This window comes from Algoriphagus sp. 10J20-15 (assembly GCF_055809615.1).
The window spans coordinates 34,248-54,586 of the sequence record NZ_JBVVUG010000009.1; the positions used below are offsets into that span (position 1 = coordinate 34,248).

The following is a 20,339-nucleotide window of genomic DNA, read 5'->3' on the forward strand; positions in this document are numbered from 1 at the left end:
AATGCTTTTTCCAATTGCATACAAAAACATTTTAGTCTTCGCTGATTAGGCTCAAATGTGGTCAAAATCTTATACTACTTCAAATCCAAAACATCCAGTGTACCTAACGCATGTTGCATTAACACCTCCTGGAAAAACAAGGTATAAACTGCCTGAGCCTGGTCAGCCTGAGCACTCACCAATTGTTGGTTTGCGGTAGCAAGGTCTACGAAATTGGAAATCCCTAGACGAAAGCGCTCAGAAATGGCATTTAAAGCTTCCTTTGCTGCTAATACCTGAATCTCTGTATTGCTTTCCTTTTTCACTGCAGCCATATAATTTAGATAGGCCAATTTCACATCCTGATAGATTTTTCTATCCATCGACTCCTTTTGCAAAATCTGATTTTTATAGGCCACCTTACTGCTAGCTACATTGAGCTTATTCTGGAAATTATTGAAGATTGGAATGGTAAGGCTAAGTCCTAATGTATTTTGAGGATATACTTTCCATAGTTGATCCTGAAGGTTTCTATCGTCTAAGGAAGTAAAGAAAGTGTTGTAATTATAAAATGCTCCAATTCGTGGATAATACATGGATTTGATTGCTTGCATATCCTTTTTGTATGAAGTCACCAGAAGGTCCTGCTGTGTGCCATCTGCTCTATTTAACTGTGCCATTTCATACAACTCCTGCATTTCCATACCTTCAAACCTCAACTCACCTGCTCTTGGATCTACCGCCGTTAATAATGGCACAACACCGGGCTCTAATTGCAAATATTCTGACAGGTCCCAAACATCATTTTCATACTTTAACTGTGCATCCACTAGCACGGATTCCAATCTTGCGACCTCGGATTCCTGATTGTACTTATCCGAAAGCGTACGAAGTCCAGCATCAACAAAACCTTGTATTTGCCTTAAGGTCTCCTTTTGATTATCAAGATTCTCCTGGGAAATCCGAACTATTTCCCCATCCAAAAGCACCTGAAGATACCTTCTAGCTACATCAAACATTACCTGCTGAGAAGCTCTATCAAGCCCTTTTTCTCCAGCGTCATAAGCTAATTTCGCTGACTGAGTATCCAAGTATCTCTTCTACCCGCATTGAAAATCGGCATACTCATGTTTAGGCCCGCATTTACAATCTCATTGGTAACATTGGTAACCACAATCTCACCTTCAATCTGCTGAAATTGCTGGCCTGACTGCTGTGAGAGGGATGTATTTATATTTGCGTTTGGGAAATGGGAAAGAAAAGCTGACTGCTTCTGCACCTTCAACACTTCCATATTATTGGACTGAATTTGATATGCAGCATTAGCTGACAAAGCTAAATCCACCGCTGTTCTGAAATCAATTCTTAAAGTGTCTTGCGCTTGAAGTGTACCCGTCACCGTGGCTACAATAAGTACCGCTATATACTTCTTAAACATGGATAATCGCCTCATCTTTTTCTATTTTACCATCCAGCATGTCGATTAATCGAGTGCCATAATCTGCATTTTCACGGGCATGTGTTGCCTGAATTAGTGTAGTTCCTTCTCTGTGCAATTCCTGAAAAACTTCCATGATTTCCTTTGCCTGTCCAGAGTGCAGATTTCCCGTAGGCTCATCAGCCAGAAGCACCCTAGGCTTACCAGCCACTGCTCTTGCGATTCCTACCAACTGCTGCTGACCTCCTGATAATTGAGCAGGGAAAAGATCTTTTTTTGCTACCATATTAAATCGGTCAAGTAGGTTGGCAATGATGCTTTTCCGCTCGTTGGAAGGCACACCTCTATACAAAAGTGGCGTCTCTATGTTTTCATACACCGTCAATTCATCAATCAGGTGATAAGCCTGAAAGATGTATCCAAACTCACTTTTATGAAGGGCAGCGCGTTCACGTTCTTTCATTTTGGCCAGGTCTTCTATCTCCAAACCAATACTCTCCTTCGTAGTCTTCATCGAGTAAGCCCAAGATATTTAGAAGTGTAGACTTACCTGCGCCACTTGGTCCCATGATGGTTACAAACTCTCCCTCGTTGATGGTTAGATTTATTCCTTTGAGCAAAAAAATCCGCTGAAAACGTGATTCTATATATTTGTCTAACTTCTTAAGTTCTATCATTAATGTATTGGAAGATTTTTAAATTGAAATATTGTAAAATTATAAGTTCTGTGATTGTGACTTCACACACTATTCACTCTTTAATGTTTTCGCAGGATTCAACCTGAAAACTTTCCAGCTTCTGTACCCTATAGTCAATGCTGCCAATAACAAGACTAACAAAATCGCCACTATGTAAGGCCATGGGGAGAATGCAACTTTATTTGCAAAAGATTGCAGCCAAGTATTGGAAAACCAAACCCCAAACCCAACCGCTAAGATTGATGCTAACATAAGCAACTTAAAGAAATCAGAAGCTAGGACAGAAATCACATCTTTTTGTGTAGCGCCCAGCACTTTTCGTATACTGATTTCCCGAGTTCTACGAAGTGCAACATAGGAAACAAGACCAAATAAGCCCATGCATGCGATCATCACAGCAATCCCCGAAAATAAAGTAAAGATTACTCCTACCCGCTCTTCAGATCTATACAATTTGGCGTATTCCTGATCTACAAAACGATAGTTAAATGGGCGTTCAGGGACAAACTTTTTCCAAACCTCTTCCAAGGAGGCCAATGAAGCAGCTGGATTCCCTTCAGGTATTTTGACAAGCAGAACATTGGCATTTCCTTGATCCTTGAAAATCCCCAAAGGACCAATAGTTGAGTGCATTGAATTAAAGTAAAAATCACCTACCACTGCTTTAATTGTCGCATTGGAGAAACCAAAATTTATGGTTTTTCCTACTGCTTCCTCTGGAGTCCAACCCATTTCTTTGACCGCTGACTCATTAAGTATGACCGGGATTAAATCTTCACGTGCGCTGACCTCTGCTCTGGTGTAATCATTATCATTCAGATCGGTACCGGCAAGGATTTCCAAATTCAGGGTCTGTACGATATCCTCATCAGTGGAATATCCCGTGATCATAAATTCACGCTGATTGTCACCTCCTGGAAAAATAGTATATCCTGCCTTGATGTGAACCGGCATATCTCCCGCCAATGCAATGGAGTTTGCAGCGCCACTTCTTAGCATTTCAGACTTCATGGTCTCCGCTACTTTCCGCATACTATAGTGGTAAGTCAATGCAACTACCTGCTCTCTATCGTATCCTAAATTCACATTTTGCATGTAATCCAACTGGCTCTTCACTACAAAAGTGGCAATCAATAAACCAATGGAAACGAAGAATTGAAAAACCACCAGGGATTTTCTAACCCATGCTCCCCCACCTATTTTTGTCTTGTTAGCCAATGCTTTGATCGGCTCCATTCCAGATAGAATCAGCGATGGATACATTCCGGCAAGCAATCCTACAATTGCAATTAGCCCGATCAAAAAACCAATTCCTACAGGATTTATTAGGGCATTGGCACTCAAAGGCACTCCTCCTATTGAGAGAGAATTTGGGTAAAACCAAATATAGGCACAACACACTCAGCACAGTAGCTGCAAAGGTGAGGAGCATAGATTCGGAAACAAACTGGCCAAATAACTGACTTCTTCCAGCTCCCATAGCTTTACGCAGCCCGACTTCCTTATTTCGCTCGGTAGCTTCTGCTGTGGCTAAATTCACATAATTGATAATCCCTATAGCAATCAGCAATAATGCTACAATCCCAAAAATATATAGGTAACGGATGTCTGTGCCTGGCGTGATGCTTCCGAGCGTTTGATCGCCCAAATGGATCTGGCTTACAGGCTGCAAGTGAAAAGAAGTCTTGTACCCATATTCAGCTAAGTCTTTTCCCAAATATTTCTCTTTAACTTCCTCTACCTTGGCCTCAAAAGCTGGCAAATCCGTGTCCGGCTTTAGCTTCACATAGGTGTAATAATTACTCGGAGACCACTCAGGTTCTCTGCCATGTCTATGAGATTTGAAGGAAGCCAAAAAATCAAACACCATATGACTATTGCTCGGGAAATCTTCCATCACACCGGAAACGGTATAATCTTCTCCATCTACTTTCATCACTTTGCCAGAAGCTTCACCTACGCTTCCATAATAGCGCTCTGCAGTGCTTTTTGTTAGGACTATCTGATTTGGCTCCGCCAAAACTTGAGTAGTGTTCCCTGCCAATAAGTCAAAATCAAAAACCTTGAAATAATTTTCATCGGCAAATGCAAAAGATTCTTCTTCTTGATTGCCTTCGCCTGCATCTACCAATACAGAAGAAAAAATACTAATATCAAAAACCAATGTTCCTGTCTCTACTTCAGGAACTTCTTCAATTAATGTAGGAATCAGACTTGAAGGGGTAGAACTGACCAATTGGCTTTCACCCTGAGAAACAAATTCCTGATTAAACTTATATATACGATCATAGTCCGTGTACATCTTATCGTAGCTCCACTCGTGTTGGATGTAGAGGCAAATCGCCAAAAAACTCACGATAGCGATCGTTAGCCCTATCAAGTTGATGCTTGTGTACAACTTGCGTTTGCGCAAATTCCTCAAGGATATTTTAAGGTAGTTTTTCCACATAAGTTTAAGATTGAAAAATTGAAAAATCAGAAGATTGAACATCTGATTTCCAATTCTACATTTTTAATTCAATCCATTCTTTTCCACTTTTATGCCATAAAAAAATGCCTCTGAATAAACTCCAGAGGCATTTTTATACTTTTCTCCTATTTACTTTCTCGAACATTTTTGTTCGCCAGCGAACAAAACAAATTATCAATGTTCAAGTTTCAAATTCAATGTTCAAGTATAATGTCAAATATCAAAGCAAGCGTCCCAAGCTATAAGTATCGCGTATTGAACACTTAAACGTAATTGAAAGGTCCTCGACTCCGCTCGGACTGACACTTACTACCCTTACTAAAACCTTGACTTTTGATTCTTTATTCTCAATACTTGGCTCTCAACTCTTGAATCTATAATCTTATGTCTTGATACTATTGTTTTGTTACTAGAATTTGCGATACTTCCCTTTCAAGAACTCATTTGCTTCCTTCTCATCGAACTTGGCTTTTTTGCTATTCCAGTGAAGTGTTTGATTTGGGAATCTACCTGCAATCACACCAAGCAAAATCGTCTCAGTTAATCGGGCAGCATAAGAGAATGGCGCACTAGTTTCCGCTTTGCCCATACATGCATCTACGAACTGATGGTAATGCTTTTTGCTTTCTCCCTCGTAATCCTTCACTGGTTTGCCTAAATTGAAAGATTCAATATCCATCTCCACGTACTTTCCGTCCACAATTTTACGTGGAAGCTGCTGGAAGTGAGGCAAAAGTAATCTCCCCTTGTCTCCCATAAACATCGCTCCCTGATCAGGTAATTCATCACCATTTGGAAGCTTCAAATCTGGATGCTCAGAAGGTGCTCCTGGTCCATCGTACCATATCCACTTAAGTTTCTCAGCAGTATATTCTGTACCGGGAAATTCGTGAGTCACCATATTGTGCTCTGGAAATCCAAAACCTGTTGATAGACGGCATTCATTGAGAATAGTCTCAGGTACATCAAGCTGAAGCGCATTGTATGGAGTATCAAAAATATGGACTCCCATATCTCCTAGTGTACCACAACCATAATCCATTATTTTTCTCCAGTTTCCTGGGTGATAATAGCCTTCCTTAAATGGTCTTTCAGGAGCAGTCCCCTGCCATAAGTTCCAGTCCAATGTAGCTGGCACAGGATCAGATCCCGTTGGTTCTGGACCATCATACCCCCAATTTTTAGGAGACCAAGCACGAACTGTATGAACTTTACCAATAATCCCAGACTGAATTAATAGCGTGGCAAGCTTATAATCATAGAAAGAATGAACCTGAATTCCCATTTGGGTGACGAGGTTCTTCTTTTCTGCAATTTTCTTCATTTTACGAGCCTCTGACACATGGTGAGTCAATGGCTTTTGACAATAAACAGGCTTGTTCATTTTCATTGCCATCAAGGAAGCAGGTGCATGGGTGTGGTCTGGAGTAGACACTACTACTGCGTCGATCTCGTTTTTCATGTCCTTCAGCATGATTCTATAATCAGTATAGATCTTTGCGTTCGGATGTAGTGCATGAGCTTTCGCCAGATTTTCGCTATCCACATCACATAGGAAAGCTACATCTACTAATTCATGGGATGCAATGGCTCCCAAATCAGCCATCCCCATACTTCCAAGACCGATGTGCGCAGTTCTCAAACGCTCTCCAGCTTTCAAATTGGCTAAAAATGACGGTGCTAGAGCGGCAGTCAATAAGCCTAAACCACTCTTCTTGACAAACTCCCTACGGTCTATACTTTCTATATTTTTACTCATGTTTCGGTAAATTTTTTACTGGGTTATTTTATAATTCTTTGATACTGATATTTTTAAAACGGACTACATCCCCATGGCCTAAAAAGCCGATATGCCCAGAGCTGCGCTGCAATCCTGGATGATCTTTGTGGTCTTTTGTACCATTTTTGCTCGCTTCTAAATAGTCCCCATCCACTATCGTCTCTCCATTCAGAATAATTTTTATGTGAGGATGATTTACAATTACTTCCTGCGTGTTCCATTCTCCTACAGGTCTTCAAAAAACCACGCTGAGCCGCTATTACGCCATATACCGAGCCATGGTACTGGTATTCTTGCAGGTCTGCGAATTTATCTGCCGTATTATCCAAAATCTGCAATTCCTTACCTACATAGGCAGCATCTCCTTCCAAAGGCGCATGGATTCCCAAGCCATTGTTAGCTCCCGGAGTCAATTGAAACTCAAAGCGAAATACAAAATCTCCATATTCCTTTTCAGTGAAGAGATTTCCTCCACCAGTGCCTTTTGGGTCAATGACTATCATACCGTTCTCTGCCCGGTAGGAAGTCTTATTGCCTACCCAGCCGTCAAGATTTTCCCCATTAAAAAGTGAAACAAAGCCTTTATCAGTATTTCTTTTCTGTGAACTGCAGGAAAAAAAGGCGGCCGCAAAAGCGTAAATTGTCGGTACAAAGACAGAATTAGATTTGGACATAAGAGGATTTTTGAAGCTAATAGTTTACTCATTCTTTAAAACCAGAGTGCAATTTAACCTTTCACTCCAATTTTCAGCGATTTGACTTAATTAAAATTTTTATTTACACCTATGGGTATTTATTGATTTTTTCGGAAAAGATGGAATGGGAAAAGGCTGAGTAGCACCCTGCCAGTAAAAAGTATAAAATCCGGAAAGCAGGCCTTTCATTTCTCTAAATCCATGAAAATTTCAGGTCCATAAATTAGTAGACCAAGACACACAAGGATTGAAAGAGATGATTACTTCGTGGTGATTAATCCAAAATTCTCCAATACGATGCTATGATCATGGAAAAATTAAACCATAAATAGCTTTGGGTGCAACCTAGGGCAAATCGTAGTAATTATTTAACCCATTGACCCCGATGGGGGGCGAACAACAGACTACTCAAATCCATTACTAACTCATTCATCTGACACCTTGCGTCCGGATCATTTGATCTTCTTGTTCGTAAGCTAAACTGCCAGTATATTGATTGCAAATGGAGAAAACAGAGGCAGAAAACTATTTCAAGGGGCGTGGTTCTCAGATCAAACCAGATAATAAATTCCTAAATAACCGTTACGTAAGCGAGCATATCGAGGGAATTGACGAACCTTTAATTCAATCTCCGCAGACTAAAATTTTTCATGAACATTCGAAGACCATCGTAAATAAGGTCACTAGTCCTGATGTGGGAATGATTTATTCGCTCAATCCTTATCAGGGTTGTGAGCATGGATGTAGCTATTGCTATGCCCGAAATACACATGAATATTATGGTTTCGATGCTGGGTTAGACTTTGAGAGCAAAATCATCATCAAAGAAAATGCTTCCCAATTGCTTGAAAAGCTTCACTTGCTAAGCCCCAAATGGCAACCTGCTCCTATCAGTACTCTTCGGGCAATACGGATTGCTATCAACCACTGGAGCGAAAGAAGGAGATGACCCGAAGTTTGTTGAAAGTATTTGCCCGATACCGCCATCCCGTAGGAATGATCACCAAAAACAGCCTAATTCTCAGGGATCTTGATTTGCTAAAGGATCTGGCGGAAGACAGGCTAATTAAGGTCTATATCTCTATCACTACACTTGATGAAAATGTGAGACGGGCGATGGAGCCACGAACTGCCAATGCAGCAAAGCGACTCCAAACTATTGAGGAGCTTTCAAAAGCTGGAGTTCCCGTTGGGGTCATGTGCGCTCCAATTATTCCAGGGCTCACAGATCATGAGGTCCCAGCCATTCTCAAAGCTGCTGCCGAGCATGGCGCTCTTATGGCAGGAATGACAATGGTCAGACTGAATGGAAGTGTGGGGCAGATCTTTGAAGACTGGATCTACAAAAACTTCCCAGATAGAGCTCCAAAAGTCATCGCTCAAATAAAATCCGTGCATGGCGGTCAGCTGAATGACTCGGATTTCGGAAGGCGGGATGCGGGGAGAAGGCAAAGTCGCCGAGATGATCAATCAACTGTATAAGACCTCCCAACGAAAATATTTCGCGGGCAGAACTATGCCTGAATTTGATCTAAGCAAGTTCAGACGTGGCGGGAATTTGAATTTGTTTTAGAATAGATAAGTACAAAGTATTATGTACAAGAGTCCAAGTAGTCTCAAAGCTCCTTCTTCTGTCCCCTTAAAAAAGGGGAATTGGCTCAGAAGTACCTATAAGCTTAAATTTCAAAGGTGACAAAGCTTAGTAGATCTGATTGAAGTTCAATTGAGGCAATTCCCCCTTTACAAAGGGGGTTAGGGGGATTTCAATCCGACATCCGACATCAAAAACCACGAATCGAATCACTCGCTCTTAAGCACTTTGGAAGGATTGAGTTTGCGAAGCTATATAAGAATGAATTCCGACTATAAGCAAGCAAATCGCCATCACTCCTAAGCCTGCAGCAACAAATAACAGATAAGGCATATCTACCCGGGTATTGAATCCTTTTAGCCAATCATTGAGGAAATAATATGCAGGGAATATTGCAATTAGGAATGAAACTCCCACTAAGCTCATATACTCTCTTGAAATCAGGAAAAGAATCTGCTGTAGAGTAGCTCCCAATACTTTTCTTATGCTAATCTCTTTAGTACGCTGAGCAATGGTAAAACTGGAAAGTCCAAATAATCCCAGACAGGAAATCAAAATCGCCAAACCACAAGCAAAACCCAGTACATTTTTGATTTTCACATCTTCCTGATAAAACCTATCGATTTGAGCATCGAGAAAGTTGAACGAGGCAGTTTCGTATGGATAGACTTCCAGATAGATCTGCTCCAATCTCTCCTTAGCAATCGCCAGATTTTGGTCTGAATTCAGCTTCACGTTCACTGACTGAAAATATTCTGGATTGTAGGTAAACAATAAGGGACGAATTTCTTCACGCAAAGTCCTTGAATGAAAATCTGCAACCACACCAATAATCTTCACTTTCTCTTGGCTATAGGTGACTTCTGAACCTACGGCAGCCTCCGCAGTTCCAAACCCTGCTTCTTTGACAAACTGCTCATTTACCAATATCTCATCCACTCTGTCTATTGCATCAGTACCAGCCAGCAGAGGAATTCCATTTACTTTCACAAAAGAGAAATCCACATTCATCACCTGAATGTACATCTCTTTTTCTGTGGTGTCCACAGGTATTTTGACATCTGAAGTCCAAAGGCTCGTAGACGATACAAGGCTACCGCTTAGACTTGCACCCTTCACGATTGCTTCCTGATTGAAGCGATTCTGGAGTTGCAGCATTTTATCCGGATCAGACATAAATGGCAGTCTGGCGTACATCACAGCTTCCTTATCGAATCCAAGTGGCTGGCTAGTCACAAAATTGAGTTGGTAGTTCAATACCATCACTAGAATAATGAAAGCAATGGAAGATGATAATTGAATGACGGTAAGATTTTTTCTCAAAAACACCCCCAAAGAGAACTTTCCACTTCTGATCACTTCCCCTTTCAAGGCGCGCTGAGGATCATAGTTGGACAGGATCAAAGCAGGATAAATCCCCGTGATCAGCGTTAATAGTAGTGGGAATGCTGCATAAAACAGCATGTTTGGAAGTGAGAAGTATTCAATCCTGAAATCCCTCGGTAAGTAAGTTGAAAACAGCAATTTCAGCCCTTCTACTATGCCTAGAGCTAGTATAGTGCTAATCAAAATAATCATAAATGTCTCTGCGAGAAACTGGGAAATTAATTGAAATCGCGTTCCTCCAATCGTCTTCCGTATGCCAACTTCCTTAGATCGGCTGATCGCTTGAGCTGTTTCCAAATTCACAAAATTCAAGGTAGCCAGCACCAGGATAATCATACCTATAAAAATTAAGCCATTTAGGAATGTTTTGGAAACGTGAGTACTTCCATAATTTGGCTGAAAATGCATCTCTGAAAGTGGTTCAGTGAAAAAGCTCGTGGCGTATTTACCATCTTCTTCAGATTCCATGTTTTTTTCTATCAATGGCTGAAAAGCTGCATCCACAGATTCAGGGGACACTTCAGGAGCGAGTTTGACAAAAAGCTGACTGCTCGAATTCACCGAAGTCCAGTCATGCAGACCATACCATTCGATTTGCTCTTGCGTTCTTATGGTGCTGTAAGAAATAAAATCATTGAAGATAAAGTCCGTATTGTCTGTATAACTAGCTACAACTCCTGTGACTTTTGCATAGATGGAATCCGAATCCACAAACATCAATTCCTGACCTAATACATCTGAAGCTACCGAACCGGGAAAGTATTTATGCATACTTTCCTCTGAGATCACCAAAGATTCTGGCTGTAAAAGTGCCGTTTCAGGATTGCCCGCTAGCCATTTCCTTGGGAAAATTTTAAAGAAGCCAGGATCAGCAAATGTGACTTCACTAGACCTTCCAAATACTTTATTTGTATTTGGCAAAGCCACTAAAACCTCATACATGGTGTAGAGCCGGCCTTTTTCCTCAATTCCAGAAATTTCTTCTTTAATCGCTTCTCCCAGTGGACCTGGAGTCCCCGAATTAGGAAAACTCCCTCCATCTCCCCAATCAGTAAGGGTATTAATTCGGAAAATCCTATCCTTATCAACATGGAACTGATCAAAACTATAGGAATGCGTCACCACATTGAAAATCAAAAAGCAGATCGCAATGCCAATCGACAAACCCAAAATATGGATTGTTGCTCTTAGCTTATTTCTACGGAGATTTCTCAGGCGATTTTGAAGTAGTTTTTTAGCATGTTCTATATGGATTGAAAAATTGGAAGATTTTAAATTTTAGATTTTAGATTTTAGATTTTAGATTCATAATAAAATTGATTTTCAACTATATACCCCCTACACTAAAACCCTGATTCTAAAAACTTACCACTTTTTAGTTTCTACATTTTACTTTTTACTTTTCACTTTTTACTTCATACTTCGTACTTCCCCCCCTATTCATCTTTCAATGTCTTCACCGGATTCATCTGAGTAGCACGATACGACTGCGCAGATACAATCAGTAATGTAAATAGTATTCCAGCAATGCCCAAAACCGTAAAATTAAGCCAGCAAGGCCAGGATTTTATAGCAAACTGAGCTATCCAGCTTTGCATAAAGTACAAACTCAGTGGCAGAGCAACCAAAACTCCCAATACGGTAATTACAAGAAATTCCTTATTAAACATCCACGAAATACTCCAGCTGGAAGCTCCTAGTACTTTCCGAATTCCTATCTCTTTTGTACGACCTGCTATACTCAAAGCAGCCATGGCAAACAATCCCATTGCAGCTATTAGAATAGCTACACAAGCCGCCAAAAACACCATTTTGCCTAAGCGTTCATCTGCAACGTATTGCTTTTGAACTGTCTCATCCAAGAAACTGAAACTAAACGCTTCCAAAGGAAACACTTGCTCCCATTCATTTTCCAGCATGATTCTGAATGATTCAAAGTCAGAACCATGCCCTTTCACCATCACCTTAGGGTTTGTAGCAGAGTGAATCATCAGCATATTGATACCACTGAATATAGTCTCTGGGCTTTTCGCAAGAATAATGGGTTCAATATCTTTATAAAGTGAGTTGTGGTTGAAGTCCTTCACTACACCTACGATTTCATGATTACCGATTCTCTTGCTTGGCAGCAGTTCTCCCAATGGATCATCCCAATTCATGGCTTTGGCAAAAGTTTCGGTTGATGAACACTGCACTGCTATCGGACCCTGGCGTTGGATTCAAATCGCGTCCTTTTACTATCTCAAGGCCCAAAGTTTCTACATATTCACCGCCCACAAAGTTTAATCGAAAATTAAATTGCTCGTCTTCAGGCGTGGGAAAACCTCCGTCCCAAAATGCATCGTCTCCATAAGTGGCGATTGTAATTCCTGCGGATTGGACTTCTGATCTCTTCTGCAATGCTTGTCTGTACAGTTCGGCTTGCGAAAAACCTTCGTTGATCGACTTTACAAAGCTGGTACTCGGCACCTCTGGAATATCGACTAACACCACCATATTTTGATCGAAGCCTAAATCATAATCTCGTATAGCCTCCATCTGATTCACCATAATCAGCGTTGAGGCGATCATTAAGAACGGAATAAAGAATTGAAAAGCCACCAGTCCTTTTCTTAGGGCTTGCTTCCCAAAACGTATAGAGAGATTCCCTTTCAGTACTTTGATGGGCTTCAAACTGGACATGAAAAACGCAGGATAGGCTCCAGCCATCGCAGTAATCAAAATCACCAACCCTACTAAAATCAGGATTTGAACAGGTCCATAGACCAATGACAATTCCTTTTCAAACAAATCATTAGAAAACGTCGGAATTAAAGTTTCTGCCAGAATCAACCCTAAGATCAATGCTGCAAGTGTAGTCAAAAATGCCTCCGTCAAAAACTGGAAAACGAGCTGTCCAAAGTCTGCTCCCATAGTTTTACGTACGCCGACTTCCTTCGCACGAGTGGTAGAGCGCCCGATAGCCATGGTGGTAAAATTGATACAGGCAATCAACAATATTAAGAAGGCAATTCCAGCTAGAATCCATAGTAATGTCGGTCTGGTAGCTTCTATCATACCATAATTCGAACTTTCAGTTAGATGCATCTCCGAAATAGGCTGCAGCGTGAATACGTATTCACCTTCTACATATTCCTCTCCCAGTACTTTCTTCATCATCGCCTCGACACCGGCTTCTACAGACTCCTTTGTTTGCCCTGCATTGAGCTTCAAATAGGTATCGCCATAAACATTGAACGACTTAGTTTTGACTATCCTCATCTACACTAAAATCCAGGCTTTGATCGTTTATCAGCATCTCGAACTGGATACTGGAATTTGTTGGCAAATCTTTCAAAAGTCCAGTTACTTGGTACTCTTCAAAGTTGTCTCCCATTCTCATCCGAATGGATTTACCGATTGGATTGTCATCTCCAAAGTATTTTTTGGAAACCTCCTCCGTGATGACTACTCCAAACTTATCCTGCAATACTTGCTCTTTGGTCCCCTGAAGTAATGGAAAACTAAAAATCTCCAAAAAATCTGCTCCCACCATCAAAAAGCTTTGGTTCTGTGTGGTTTCATCATCTAGGTAAGCCTGAGCTGAGCCCCCTATCATCCGGGTGGTATATTGTACCTGAGAAAACTCACTCTCAAAAGTTGGCGCTGCGATAATAGGTGTAGAAAACGAGGTTAAATCCCCTCCTTCTTCTACCTGATGTCTTTCTATCCTGAATATCTGCTCACTTTCTTGGTGAAAAGTATCAAAACCGCTTTCAAACTGAACAAAAAAGAAAATCAAAATACTTACCCCAAGACCTAAAGAAAGCCCAATCAAATTGATTCCGGTGTGCAGCTTGTTTTTAGAAAGGTTACGGATTGCGATTTTAAAATAGTTCTTCCACATAGGAAATAGTGTTAGGTTTTAATCTTGGAGGAGACCTTTGTCCTGGACTTACTTCATCAATCTACTGAACATAGAATTCCTTATCCCTGCTATCAAATATCTGTGCCAGTAAAAAACAGTTGAAACAGCCCGAAATTGACACATAAAGCGTGTTTTCAAAAAATCAATCGGACATTTTTGTCCGCTCGTGGGCAAAGTACACTTTATATAGATTGGCAAACCAGACACTGGGCCACGTATTTTTAGGAATATCAGCCTCATCACCTCTTGAAATAAAAAATGGGCGTTATGAATCAGAAATTACCGAATTGCCCCGCCCTTAGTAAGGCATTAGTCGGCAAGATTTTTAATTTTACTTTTCATCACTTTTCCCTAGCCTCTACCCATGTCAAAAACTGACAAGAACAGCCCAAATAAAAAACTCAACCTAACCCAAGATAGACGCGCATTTTTGCAGAAAAGCTCACTTGCTGCTTTGTCCGCTATGCTTGGGACAGACATAGTCCATGCGTTATCTATGCCAAAGGACTACATTCCTATCGCCCTTCTGGCAGATTTTGATCCTATGAAAGGAAAGAATGATGGCATGATCATACGCAATGAAAAACCTTGGAATGTAGAGCCAGCTCCTCATCTTTTGAATGATGCAGTCACTCCTTTCGCCAGTATTTTCATTAGAAATAATGGGCTGATTCCAGAAGATGTCGATGCAGCAAGTTGGACGCTTACCATAGGAGGAGAATCGGTGGTAAAGGAAAAAACCTACACGCTCGACGAGCTTAAAAAGAAATTCAAATCCTACACTTACCAGCTCACACTTGAATGTGGTGGAAACGGTCGAGCAGGTTTTTACCCTCCAGCATCCGGAAATCAATGGGAAGAAGGAGCTGTATATTGCTCGGAATGGACTGGAGTAAGACTGAAAGATGTGTTGGCGGATGTAGGCCTCAAGTCAGATGCGGTTTATGTTGGTTATTACGGCAAGGATAAACATCTCAATGGAGATCCAAACAAGGTTGTGATCTCCCGAGGCGCTCCGATGTCAAAAGCTTTGCAGGATGAAACACTCCTGGCTTGGGCATTAAACGGAAAAGATATTCCTCTACAACATGGCTATCCACTTCGCTTGGTTTGTGGAGGTTGGCCCGCTTCTGTTTCAGGAAAATGGCTGCATAAACTGGTGGTAAGAAATCAGGTCCACGATGGTGAAAAAATGATGGGTGATTCTTATAGAGTACCCAAATATCCTGTAGCTCCGGGACAGGAAGTTCCTGACGAGGATATGAAAATTATAGAATCCATGCCCGTAAAGTCAATCATTACCTATCCAAAATCGGGGGCAATGTTCGACACTTCCAAGAAGCTCATGGTTCAGGGACATGCCTGGGCGGGCGAGCATGAAGTGAGTACGATGGAAGTAAGTACAGATTTCGGCGCAACTTGGAAAAAATGCAGTTTAAAAAAACCTGTCAACAGACTTGCGTGGCAACAATGGTCCATAGAATTAAACTTTCCACAGACTGGGTATTACGAGATCTGGGCAAAAGCAACTGACGATCAAGGAATCTCCCAGCCTATGGTGATTCCTGATGGAATCCTAAAGGCTACCTAAATAATGCCTGTCATAGAATTGCAGTAAAAGTTAGCTAAGGCCATGAAAAACGTACCTGAAAATAAGATTTCAAATTCTACTCAGGAGAAGGAAAAGCTTTTCAATGGACTGATCAAATCCGTAGCTGGTTTGGTGGGTGTGGTCATCATACTCGTGGGGCTGGTTTTATCAGTCCTATTTCAACCTGAAATTTCTGCAAGACTTAACTCTTTGACTTCCGAAACTTCCGAAGAAAATCCAGCGCCATTAACGGATTTTTCTACTGAACTAGTGGATGGAAAGGATGTGGAAACTGGCTTACTAGCGGGAGATGGATTGGAGCTAGTGAAAGCGAATTGCACTGCATGTCACTCCAGTGCCCTGATTCTCCAGAATCGCTTTACCCGTGAAGGTTGGCATTCAAAGATTGAATGGATGCAGGAGACTCAAGGATTATGGGATCTTGGCGGAAATGAGGCTATGATTTTAGATTATCTGGCCGCAAACTATGCTCCGGAAGCTCCGAAGGGGAGACGAGTTCCACTGACTGGTATAGAATGGTATGAGTTAAAGGATTGAAATTACAAGTTCAACTTCCCTTGAATTTTTTCTATCCAAGTATCCCTGTTATCTACCACAAAATTATATTCACTGCCATCAATGGTGATAATGTGCAAGCCATTGTCAATCAATTTCGCCGTTTTTCTCTCCTGATATCCCTGAATAGCCTCATATAAAATATCTGTTTGCCCAGTGCGGATATTGAGTTTATGGGATTTAAAAATCAACTTCTCATTCGTCAGGAAAAGCTTTCCTCCTACGGCTTCTTTTCCACGAAATAAATTTGCCGGACCTAGAGATTCAATTTCCTCATTAAGATCCAAGTCAGGGTTAATATTATTCCCAAGGCTAACTGCAAATTTCCCAAAAAGATAAGGAAATACTAAAGTCATAAATGCTCCAAAAAACACACTTTGAAACAGGATAATTTTCAAACTCAAGGCTTCTCTATCCAGGAAAAACTGGGTTAAAAAAAGGAGCAGACCAAAAGCACCACCGTTAATCGCAAATTGGACCAGTCTCTTATTCCAACTAATTTGGAGAAATTCAGTTTTCATCTATTATCAATTATTATTTAGTCTTCAATTGTTCACAACTCTCTTTTTCAATCGTGTAGGAAAGAAAAATAATCTGCCAAGCTTCTTCCTTCTTGATCAAGGTGAAGACATCCACGCCGCAATGCGAGAACTCTCCGTTCAGCCTAAACTCATAGGGAACCCAAGCCATGGCCATGCCTTTATGAATTTTCACATCCATGCTCAAGGGCGTTTCCAGATAGGAATTCTGAGAAATGAGAGTCTTCAAATCATCACTAAATGACCTCATTCGCTGTCTGGCTGGACTTACGGTATTATTAACCGTCCAAATCTGCCCCTCCATAGAAGCCACTTGCTTTAATAAAACAGTATCCTGCTTTTCTAAGGCCTCAAAAAACTGATTGACCACAGCGGTTACAGCTGCTACTTCTGTCTTTTCTATCTCCTGTGAAAAGCAATCAAAGCACAGCGTCAGCGCGAGAATTAGGACAAGTTTTTTCATGGATTTCAGTTTTACCCAACTAAGATAATTAATCTTGACTCATACAACAGTCCTTAAACTTCTTTCCACTAACACAGGGACAAGGATCATTTCTCCCGATCGTTCTTTTCAAAGTATTATCACCATTCTGACTAGTTGCTAAATCGGTTTGAAAAACTTCAGATAGAACCTCATATAATTCAGGATGTTTTTCTTTGAAAAGCGTGGGTCGCTCAAAAAAGTACTCGCTTGCAACAGCCAGAAACTCCTGCTTATTTGTTGCTCCGTAGATATTGATATCGCTTCTTCCAGACAGCATTTCCTTCGTATTCTCAGAGATCAAATGCAGCCAAGGCAACACGGCCTGATTCTTCATAATTATCGTTGGGATACCATCGATATCTCCATCCTGCTTATCAAACAAATGCACAAATTCATGAATTCCTACATTCATTTTATCACTGGCATTCTCAAACCCCTGATGTAATGCAGGCTTGGAAAAAATCACCACATGGTGCATCACACCACCACTTCCCACCATACCTGAAATATTCCTTTCCTGCTCGCTAAAATCATATTTCTCCGTAAATAAATCCGGATATAAGAGCACCTCGTGCAAAGTGCTGTATTCCCAATCGGGAAAGGCGAATACCGGGATAACAGCACTGCTGGCCACTAAAAGCCGATCTTCATCATCCACCGTAGTTTTGATACCGGTGATCCTCACTCGTTTTAAAAAACGTAGAATATCGGCTTCAAAAATAGCTTTATCCTCGTCGTCCAGTGAAGCGTAAAAATTCACTTCCTGAAGGAGATAAAGTCTCCATTTCTCAGGAAATACTTCCGGCGCATCATATCCACTTTTTATTTTCTTTGGACGAAAAAGCAAATACAAAATTAGAGCGATGAATAACCCGACTAAAATTTTGGTGAACAAGAGAGTATGGTTTTGAATTATTAACGTATAAGTTTCTTACTAATTCATCTTCACGAGATGCACGGCATGCCCACCTCCTGCAGCTAGTTTCACTTCGAGCTTACTTTCTGAATCAACTTCCAAATTCTTAATGGTATACGATTCCTTATTTTCCAGAAAATGGGAGTCAGCTGCATCTTCATAAAGTGTAGCCTTATACTTCCCTCCCTCTGGCAAAAAACCGAAATCCAAAGTAAGCGTTCTAGCTTCTCTGTTGGTAAGTGACCCTATAAACCAATCATCTCCTGACTGTCGAATTATACTCACATACTCGTCCAATTTCGCATCCAAGACTTTGAAACTATCGTATTGACCAGGCATTCTTCGTATGATTTCAAAGAGATCATCCTTCTTCTTATATTCTTCGGGACTATCGGGCAGCACAGCCCATCCGGTGTAAATTGTAATTAATTTGGCGACTTCAGCTACCACTGTACCTGGAATTTCTTCAAAAACTTTTGAACGCCCGATATGCGCAGAATTCAAACTAAACCAACCATTGCAAAGATCCAAAGGACCTGCAATCATGTTGATCAACGGTTGATTAACCGCCGTTTCAGGAAATAGGATCGTTTGGCATCTGACTGAGAATGTCCAAACTCCTTGGTGACAAGATTTGGGTAGGTCCTTCGATCTCCGCTTGGAGCGATTGGACTGTCATGGAAATCCACCATGAGCTTATACTTGGCACACAATTCTACCACCTTTCGAGTTTGCTCCACTTTATCTTCTGGTGTACCTTTCATAAATCCATATTTCACACCCTTAGCCCCCCAATCCGAAAACTGTTTCAGGACTCTTTCCAATCCAAATTTCTTAGCACCAATATCATTAAGATATAGGATGATCCCTATATTTTTGGCCTTTGCATATTCCATGCATTCTACGATGTCAATCCCCTCCTTTGATGTCGTCGGATCGGATGCATCACTGAACTCAGAACCATACCAATCTGCATCTATAAGCATGTATTGAACATTGTTTTCAGATGCGAATTCAATCATTCTTTTGTGAGATTCTGTATTTGGACCATATACAAAACCATCTTCAGCCGTGTATCCCCAGACTCGCCAATCCCACATCGACCTACCCGGCTTTATCCATGAAGTATCTTCGATTTTATTCGGTTCATTCAGATTTACCAACAAGTCAGACTCCACTAAATCACCTACTCTTTCACCTAGCATAAATGCCCTCCACGAAGTGCTGAAGGCATTGGATTGGCTGGAATAGGATGTGTTGAATTGTAAGGAATTGGTATTGGAAGAGGCGTTGATGGAAAATGGAGCCAAATCCAAAATAGCTCCCTCATGAATAGCAAGAAAACTGTCTGAGCTAAACTGCATCACAAAGGGTGGCTCCACTTTCTCCATACGTTTCGCTGAACGACGTATCGGTCCTAGGTTGTGATGCTCATGATTGTAAGCCCAATAGTCAAAATCACGCTGGAAATTGAGTTCTGTCAATTCCTTTTCGACTTGTAAACTATCACCTATAGCATCCTTTGAAAAGACATACTGGTAAGCAAAACCTTTGTCGTAAATTCTAACTACGAGTTCATAAAAATATTGAGGTTGATCCAGCTTACTTACTTTTACCTGATATTCATTGTAATGATTTCTCACCAATTTCTGCTTGCCGTTGACCGTTTCCCAAGTTTCATCAAATTCATCACTGGATAGTTCAGAAATAACTACATCTCGAGTAAAATCAATACCATTTACCATCAACCCTAATGTGGACTCCTTGAGTAAAGTATCTCCTTTGAAAACCGCTAGGAATGAACTTTCATTTGAGGCATTAAGTAGGCTGATTCTCAAATCATCATTCGGTGATCGAAAATCCAGGAATTCATCAGAAGTGCAGGAAGATAAGAAAACAGCTGCCGCTATCAGCAGGCTAGGTATAAGTTTCATAAATAGATTGGCCGGTTAGGGAAATTCATCTTTCAGCAAATAGTAGCAGAAAGTCTAAAGGATAAACATACAAAATCTTAAAATCAACAGCGGCTAAGGTTTTATCAAAAGCAACTTGTCCTTTATAAAAAATACATGGTTTCTTAGCTACAACAGTACTGGATTTCAGCCAGTTGATCTGTAGTTTTATTTCAATAAAAAAGAATGAAATTCCTCGCCGTTGCCGGATCAACGGTTTTCTTTTCGCACCTGATCCTATTTACATTCCAACACATTCTTGAGTTAATGTTATTTTCCTTTACAGGTAGATTAGGAGAAAAATATCTTAAAGAGTTGTTAGGCAAAAACCTGAATA

The 20,339-nt window shown here is 40.8% G+C and carries 17 protein-coding genes and 3 pseudogenes; 4 read left to right on the plus strand and 16 right to left on the minus strand.

Going from position 1 to position 20,339, the window contains the following annotated elements:
• Positions 1 to 74: 74 nt before the first annotated feature.
• The 7 genes and pseudogenes from AC0L6R_RS04900 to AC0L6R_RS04930 form a co-directional block, all read right to left on the minus strand.
• Entirely contained in the window at positions 75 to 1,070 is a 996-nt protein-coding gene (locus AC0L6R_RS04900; RefSeq protein WP_473270176.1) for a TolC family protein, read from the minus strand.
• Complete coding sequence (locus AC0L6R_RS04905; protein ID WP_473270177.1) at positions 1,046 to 1,432, minus strand: hypothetical protein; 387 nt, start codon at positions 1,430 to 1,432, stop codon at positions 1,046 to 1,048. Before AC0L6R_RS04905 ends, AC0L6R_RS04900 begins: the two co-directional genes overlap by 25 nt.
• Positions 1,410 to 2,094 (minus strand): annotated as a pseudogene (locus AC0L6R_RS04910) (ABC transporter ATP-binding protein). The gene AC0L6R_RS04905 and the pseudogene AC0L6R_RS04910 overlap by 23 nt, the downstream one beginning before the upstream one ends.
• 69 nt (positions 2,095 to 2,163) lie before the next feature.
• Entirely contained in the window at positions 2,164 to 3,378 is a 1,215-nt protein-coding gene (locus tag AC0L6R_RS04915) for an ABC transporter permease (protein WP_473270238.1), read from the minus strand.
• Complete coding sequence (locus AC0L6R_RS04920) at positions 3,326 to 4,564, minus strand: ABC transporter permease (protein WP_473270178.1); 1,239 nt, start codon at positions 4,562 to 4,564, stop codon at positions 3,326 to 3,328. The genes AC0L6R_RS04915 and AC0L6R_RS04920 overlap by 53 nt, the downstream gene beginning before the upstream one ends.
• Positions 4,565 to 4,994: 430 nt before the next feature.
• Entirely contained in the window at positions 4,995 to 6,344 is a 1,350-nt protein-coding gene (locus tag AC0L6R_RS04925; protein WP_473270179.1) for a Gfo/Idh/MocA family protein, read from the minus strand.
• Positions 6,345 to 6,372: 28 nt separating this feature from the next.
• A pseudogene (locus tag AC0L6R_RS04930) lies at positions 6,373 to 7,039 on the minus strand (3-keto-disaccharide hydrolase).
• Between the two features lie 523 nt (positions 7,040 to 7,562).
• On the opposite strand from AC0L6R_RS04930, the gene AC0L6R_RS04935 reads away from it, so the two are divergent.
• Together AC0L6R_RS04935 and AC0L6R_RS04940 are read left to right on the plus strand one after the other, a co-directional pair.
• Entirely contained in the window at positions 7,563 to 8,009 is a 447-nt protein-coding gene (locus AC0L6R_RS04935; RefSeq protein WP_473270180.1) for a hypothetical protein, read from the plus strand.
• Positions 7,934 to 8,542, plus strand: a complete 609-nt coding sequence (locus tag AC0L6R_RS04940; protein ID WP_473270181.1) for a radical SAM protein — start codon at positions 7,934 to 7,936, stop codon at positions 8,540 to 8,542. Before AC0L6R_RS04935 ends, AC0L6R_RS04940 begins: the two co-directional genes overlap by 76 nt.
• A 328-nt stretch (positions 8,543 to 8,870) precedes the next feature.
• Here the strand turns inward: AC0L6R_RS04940 and AC0L6R_RS04945 are convergent, their stop codons facing one another.
• From AC0L6R_RS04945 to AC0L6R_RS04960, 4 genes are all read right to left on the minus strand, one after another.
• Entirely contained in the window at positions 8,871 to 11,201 is a 2,331-nt protein-coding gene (locus AC0L6R_RS04945) for an ABC transporter permease (protein ID WP_473270182.1), read from the minus strand.
• A 272-nt stretch (positions 11,202 to 11,473) separates the two neighbouring features.
• The gene (locus tag AC0L6R_RS04950; protein ID WP_473270183.1) at positions 11,474 to 12,196 is read right to left on the minus strand and encodes an ABC transporter permease; all 723 of its coding nucleotides are present in this window, start codon (positions 12,194 to 12,196) and stop codon (positions 11,474 to 11,476) included.
• Entirely contained in the window at positions 12,183 to 13,298 is a 1,116-nt protein-coding gene (locus AC0L6R_RS04955) for an FtsX-like permease family protein (protein ID WP_473270184.1), read from the minus strand. Before AC0L6R_RS04955 ends, AC0L6R_RS04950 begins: the two co-directional genes overlap by 14 nt.
• Entirely contained in the window at positions 13,279 to 13,923 is a 645-nt protein-coding gene (locus AC0L6R_RS04960; protein ID WP_473270185.1) for an ABC transporter permease, read from the minus strand. The genes AC0L6R_RS04955 and AC0L6R_RS04960 overlap by 20 nt, the downstream gene beginning before the upstream one ends.
• Positions 13,924 to 14,308: 385 nt before the next feature.
• Between AC0L6R_RS04960 and AC0L6R_RS04965 the strand changes: the two are divergent.
• A pseudogene (locus AC0L6R_RS04965) lies at positions 14,309 to 15,573 on the plus strand (sulfite oxidase).
• A gap of 4 nt (positions 15,574 to 15,577) precedes the next feature.
• A complete protein-coding gene (locus AC0L6R_RS04970; protein WP_283412930.1) occupies positions 15,578 to 16,093 on the plus strand; it encodes a hypothetical protein in 516 nt (171 codons plus the stop codon).
• A gap of 2 nt (positions 16,094 to 16,095) precedes the next feature.
• On the opposite strand, the gene AC0L6R_RS04975 is transcribed toward AC0L6R_RS04970, so the two are convergent.
• Genes AC0L6R_RS04975 through AC0L6R_RS04995 form a run of 5 tightly spaced genes read right to left on the minus strand, consistent with a single transcriptional unit; the run spans position 16,096 to position 19,984 of the window.
• On the minus strand, positions 16,096 to 16,632 hold the full coding sequence (locus AC0L6R_RS04975) for a GRAM domain-containing protein (RefSeq protein ID WP_473270186.1): 537 nt from the start codon (positions 16,630 to 16,632) through the stop codon (positions 16,096 to 16,098).
• 13 nt (positions 16,633 to 16,645) lie between these two features.
• Entirely contained in the window at positions 16,646 to 17,113 is a 468-nt protein-coding gene (locus tag AC0L6R_RS04980) for a hypothetical protein (protein ID WP_473270187.1), read from the minus strand.
• 28 nt (positions 17,114 to 17,141) lie between these two features.
• The gene (locus AC0L6R_RS04985) at positions 17,142 to 18,029 is read right to left on the minus strand and encodes a zinc-dependent peptidase (RefSeq protein WP_473270188.1); all 888 of its coding nucleotides are present in this window, start codon (positions 18,027 to 18,029) and stop codon (positions 17,142 to 17,144) included.
• Between the two features lie 39 nt (positions 18,030 to 18,068).
• Positions 18,069 to 18,596 (minus strand): glycoside hydrolase family 97 C-terminal domain-containing protein, encoded by a 528-nt coding sequence (locus AC0L6R_RS04990; protein ID WP_473270189.1) that lies wholly within the window; start codon positions 18,594 to 18,596, stop codon positions 18,069 to 18,071.
• A 5-nt stretch (positions 18,597 to 18,601) separates the two neighbouring features.
• Entirely contained in the window at positions 18,602 to 19,984 is a 1,383-nt protein-coding gene (locus AC0L6R_RS04995) for a glycoside hydrolase family 97 N-terminal domain-containing protein (RefSeq protein ID WP_473270190.1), read from the minus strand.
• Positions 19,985 to 20,339: the final 355 nt, after the last annotated feature.